Source organism: Mycobacterium kyorinense, assembly GCF_002101735.1.
GTDB classification, from domain to species: domain Bacteria; phylum Actinomycetota; class Actinomycetes; order Mycobacteriales; family Mycobacteriaceae; genus Mycobacterium; species Mycobacterium kyorinense.
The window spans coordinates 1-4702 of the sequence record NZ_LQPE01000041.1 but is presented as its reverse complement, the minus strand read 5'-3'; the positions used below and the strand labels follow the sequence as shown (position 1 = coordinate 4702).

Here is a 4702-nt window from a genome sequence, read left to right as displayed (position 1 = left end):
GAGCGGGGCCGTTCCCATCATCGGCTCGTCGTCAACCCCAATGACGCCATCATCGTCATCCAGAGTGACGCGCAACACCACCCGATCGCGGCCAGGTAGGGCCACCAAACACCAACGGACAGCCCGCCGTATCGGGGCGTGTGCCGCTCTTTTTCCACAGCAGTCCGATCAAACGCCAGTCGGCTACTGCCCCTAAGCGGCGGGCGATATCGACGGCCTGAGCGCGTGTCTGGGCCGCAATACCAACCCGCAGGCCTGCCCGATGCGCCAACGCCGCGGAGAGCAGCACAACGAGCCTGGTCTTGCCCGCACCGGGCGGGGATGGCACCAGGACCACAGGGTCGCCGTTCCATACCGACAGCAGCACCTGTGCGGTGATCGGGTGATTGAGCAGTTCCCGGCCTGGCCAGGTCGGCGCTGCGGGCGCTGGTGTGGGCCGCGCCGGGGCGGGGGGCGCGGCGGAGCGGTGAGCGTCGCTTTCTGTGGCGGTCGCGCCGGGTCGGGGCTTGAGGATGCGCATGGCCTTACTCGCCTTCGGCTTCTGCTGCGCTGATTAGGACGTCGAGGGGCACGTCGCGCCGGATGAGGCCGGGTGGCTTTCCTTTGGCGATCCATGAGTCGGTGCCGAACTGCAAGCGCCGGTAGTGGTACTGGCCCGAGCGGACCATCGGGGCGTTGGGCGGGGCGGGCATTAATGACACCCACTGCCCGATGCCGGGGCGTGATTCGACGCGCACGCCGGTCACGGTCAGCAGTAGCGCGCTCTGGCAGGCGGACGTGTCGGCGATTTCACCGATGAACGTCACGCTGCGTTCGTAGCTGTCAATGCCACCGTGCCAGCCGCAGACCGAGTTTCCTTCGCGCAGACGGCAATCCATGCGTTCACACCGGACGGTGAAGCCCGCGCGGTTGGCCGACACCATTTCGCCGCCAGTCACGTGCCCGGTGTGAACGGCGCGGTGCCGCCACAACCGATCCCCCAGCAATGCGCTCTCCCACAGATCCGCGGTGTCGCAGCGCCGCCGTAGTCCCATCGCTGCGACCGGGGGCCGGTCGGGAGCAGCCCAATCCGCGCCATCACGGTGGCGCTGGGCTGCCGCCTTGAAGCTGTACTCATCGTCGGCGCGGACCTGATTGAGCGCAGTTAGTGGCGTGCCGTTGGCAAGGTGCTGCGCCCATCTCCACAGACCCGCCGTGCCTTCGCCGACTGCGAAGACGCTGCGCCAATGCTCGGCACTGCGCTCGGCGGCGGGAACCGCCGCGGTGATATAACGCTGGCGGCTGTGGGCGCACAGATCGACCACCGCGCTGGTGCCGGGATACCCGGCGCGATCAGCCCACCATCCCACGACCGCCGCCGCTTCCCTGCTGGCCGGGTCGTCACTGCCGCTGTGTGCGCGTGCCAGGCCAACGAGCGCGGTCAGATCGGATGCCCCGGCCACGACGAGCTGGCGCATCGGCGCGTCGAACCTCGCGCCTGCTGCCGCCAAGGCGCGCAGCACACCCATACCGGATACCTGCGTCGCCGGCTGGTCGGCCACTGCCACCGACGCTGTGACCACGCCGCGGGTCTGCGTCGCGGTGAGCATGATTGCCTGCGGGTCGAGGACGAACAATGCCCCGGCCACCCGAAGCACCGGGTGACCGGACCGCTGTGCGTAGATTCGCTGCGCCAGGTCGTAGAACTCAACTGTCATGGCGCACCTGCCCGGCCCGACGCGCCATGTCCCAGCCGTGCCGCAACGCATCGGCGGCGGCACCGCCGTCGAGGTTGTCGGGGTGACCGATATCGGTGACGGTCAATTCCGTCCCGGCCAGAATCTGCTGTGCGTAGGCGTTCAGTGCCGCCTCGTCATTGACCACTGCTGCCCTCCCAGGCTCACCGACCGGGCTTGGAATCCCGGTCTCTCCACAACCCCGGCAACCGGGGGAACTGGCTCAGAATTTACCGCTGGGCACCGACAATTTTCGGGACCGCCCGCTTAGCTGCCAACGCCGGAGGGGACAGTCACTGTGACCGCGAATCGCGGTGTGCGCGCGGCGTTTTCCGGGCTGCCGACGATGACACACACCAGCTTGGACTTGCCGGGAACGCTCGGCCAGGGGGTATCGCCATCGGTGAACACGACCACGATTTCCGGGCGGGGACGCAGCGCCTCCGCCGCGGCGATACCCACGCGCATATCGGTGCCTCCCCCTCCGGTCAGCACCACGTCGGCGACCCGGCGCACCTTCTGCGCCTGCCCGCTGGCCGCATCACAGGTGAGCACCTGCACTCGCTCACCGGCGACTCCGGCAGAGCGCAGCACCCCCGATGTCTCCGACAGCGCCGCCGTCAGGTCAGCGCCGCTCATCGACCCCGAGGTGTCCACCACAATCGCCACCGACACTTTCGGCCCCCGCATCGCGGGCAACACCACACCGGGCACCCGCCGCCGCGACGGACGCCGGTAGCTGTAGTCGGTGCGACCGGCGGCTTCGGCCAACGCGCACCGCACAGCTGAGCGCAGCACCCTATTCCACGGCACAACCGGCGGAGCCAACACACCATCGGCCCACCGCCGCAACCCACCCGGCAACGTGCCGATACCTGACGCCGCGGCATCACGCACTGCCTCAGCGATCTTGCGCCGAATCAGATCACCTGTCGCGCCGTCGATTCCGGCGCGACCGTCCACCAAGTCGTCGGCGCCCAACTCGCCGGGCACCGGACCGGCACCGCTGCCGGATCCGCAACCGACCTCACCGTCCGCTGCGGCATCACCGCCGCCCACACCACCATTGGGCGCGCTGTTCTCATCGACGAGCGCCGCGTAGTAGTCCTCCGCGATTCCGCCGGGCGTGCAGCCGATGGCATCGGGCGTGATCACCCCGTCGGGTAGAACAACACCAGCCGACACCAGATCGTCATTGATTTCGGCGTCCCCGGCGAAATTCCACGCATCGTGGTTGACGGGCTGGCGCAGCGTCTCGGCGCGGTCGGCATGGCCGCGCAGCAGATGCCCAATCTCGTGCAACAGCGCGCCACCGGCCACCAGCGGCGACCACTGTTCCGGGCCGATCAGCCGCGTCGGATCGAGGTAGAGCCGCCAATACTTGTCCACGGCAAACGTATTCAGTCCCGGCGCTGCCACCGGCTGCAACGAAAACAGCCCCGCCGAGTAGTACGGCATCGCCTCGCAGGCAATCAGCCGGGCCACCTGAAATGCCTGCCGCTCCACCGACGTCAATTCGCGCACCTTCATGCCACGGCCTCCGCGTCATCGATTAGACCGGCGGCCTTCAATAACGGCAGGAACGCTTCGCGCGCCGAGGCCGGAATGGTTGCCTTGGCCGGACGCGACTTGCCCAGCGCCCGCGCTGACGATGCTGCAACGTCGGGCGCACCGGCCTTAGCGCACGCCACCAGCGGACCCCACGCCTTGCGCCACGCCTCGACGCCGCCGCGCTGCGCGGCCAGCGTGGTCACCCCGGCCAACACCGCCCATATCCGGTCGGGCCGCTCGCCTGCCCAATCCACCCGCGCCGGATCGGCAATCACTGCGTCAGGGTCGGGCAGGTCAGCCGTCGCCACCCACGACAGGAACTCCGCGCCCGCACCCTCCCCCACGAGACCGAACACCGCGGCCTGGGTTGCGGCCACATCATCAGCACGCAAGTGGCTTAGCACCTTTGCCGTCATCGCCCACGTGCGCCGTGACGGCCACGGCCCGCCGGTTGCCGCACTGGAATCGGGATACTTGTCGAGCAACTCTGGCCGCAGCCGGATGAACCCGGTGACTGCCGCAGTGCTCGCGGCCAGCCGCTCGGCGCTGTTCACCCCGGCCCGCGACGCCGGTACGGCCTCCCAGCCGGTCGCCATCCCATCGAGCCACTCGTCAACAGACGGAGTAAAACCCACGTGGCAGAACCGATTTGACAACGGCGGCTCCAGATCATAACCACCGGCGGCCTGCTCGGGAGGATTGGCGGCGGCGATCATGCGCACCGTCGCGGGAAGCACCAGATCCCCCACGGCGCGGTCCAACACCACGGCCAGCATCGCCGCCTGAACGGACGGCGCGCAGGTGGTCAGCTCGTCGAGAAACAACACCCCCTCGCCCTCGGCCGCCAGCCGCTTGGCCCATGCGGGCGGTTCTAAACGCACCCCATCAGCGGTAGTCACCGGCATACCGGCGATCTCGGCAGGCTCGCGAATCGACCCCAGGACCGTCTCACAGCGCAGACCAGCGCTGGCGGCCAAGCCGCGCACCAGCGACGACTTACCCTGACCCGGCCCGCCGCGCAGCAGCACCGGAACACCGGCACGACCGCACGCATCGACAACGGTCACGATTGATGCCATATCGGCCATAGTTGCCCTCCCAGGCTCACCGACCGGGAGTCGAATCCCGGTCTCTCCAAACGCCTCACACTGTGTGAGACGCCTTTAATCTACAATCGGCCACCGACAAAAATCGCCGCCGCGGTGGATGGTCTTGCGTCCTCGACAGCTGCGCCGATCCCCGCGCTGGAACGCCGACGACTGGCTCCGCGCGGCGAGCCATCTCGCTATGTGAATGCCCTTGGCAGACAACAGATTACGTCGTGCAGTCTTGCTGTAATCCGTTGTCGTGCAACATGTTCCCTGACGGGCGTCTTCGCGGGCTGGGCGCGCAAACTTGTCGGACCGCCCTGGTAGCCTCCCAGGGAGGGCGGGCGG

The 4702-nt window shown here is 68.3% G+C and carries 4 protein-coding genes; all 4 read right to left on the bottom strand.

Annotated features, from left to right (window positions below; translation table 11 throughout):
• Positions 1-524: 524 nt before the first annotated feature.
• The 4 genes from AWC14_RS07440 to AWC14_RS07430 all read right to left on the bottom strand — a co-directional run bounded on the left by AWC14_RS07440 (position 525) and on the right by AWC14_RS07430 (position 4354).
• The gene (locus AWC14_RS07440; RefSeq protein ID WP_045385683.1) at positions 525-1697 is read right to left on the bottom strand and encodes a hypothetical protein; all 1173 of its coding nucleotides are present in this window, start codon (positions 1695-1697) and stop codon (positions 525-527) included.
• Positions 1687-1863 carry a hypothetical protein gene (locus AWC14_RS28585; RefSeq protein ID WP_155729924.1) on the bottom strand — a complete coding sequence of 59 codons (177 nt, stop codon included), beginning with the start codon at positions 1861-1863 and terminating at the stop codon, positions 1687-1689. The genes AWC14_RS07440 and AWC14_RS28585 overlap by 11 nt, the downstream gene beginning before the upstream one ends.
• 119 nt (positions 1864-1982) lie before the next feature.
• A complete protein-coding gene (locus tag AWC14_RS07435; RefSeq protein ID WP_045385682.1) occupies positions 1983-3245 on the bottom strand; it encodes a vWA domain-containing protein in 1263 nt (420 codons plus the stop codon).
• Complete coding sequence (locus AWC14_RS07430; RefSeq protein WP_045385681.1) at positions 3242-4354, bottom strand: ATP-binding protein; 1113 nt, start codon at positions 4352-4354, stop codon at positions 3242-3244. The genes AWC14_RS07435 and AWC14_RS07430 overlap by 4 nt, the downstream gene beginning before the upstream one ends.
• Positions 4355-4702 lie beyond the last annotated feature (348 nt).

Bases quoted from the DNA above. Each gene is read 5' to 3' on its own strand.
- AWC14_RS07430 (WP_045385681.1), bottom strand. From the start codon at position 4,354: ATGGCCGATATGGCATCAATCGTGACCGTTGTCGATGCGTGCGGTCGT.
- AWC14_RS07435 (WP_045385682.1), bottom strand. From the start codon at position 3,245: ATGAAGGTGCGCGAATTGACGTCGGTGGAGCGGCAGGCATTTCAGGTG.
- AWC14_RS07440 (WP_045385683.1), bottom strand. From the start codon at position 1,697: ATGACAGTTGAGTTCTACGACCTGGCGCAGCGAATCTACGCACAGCGG.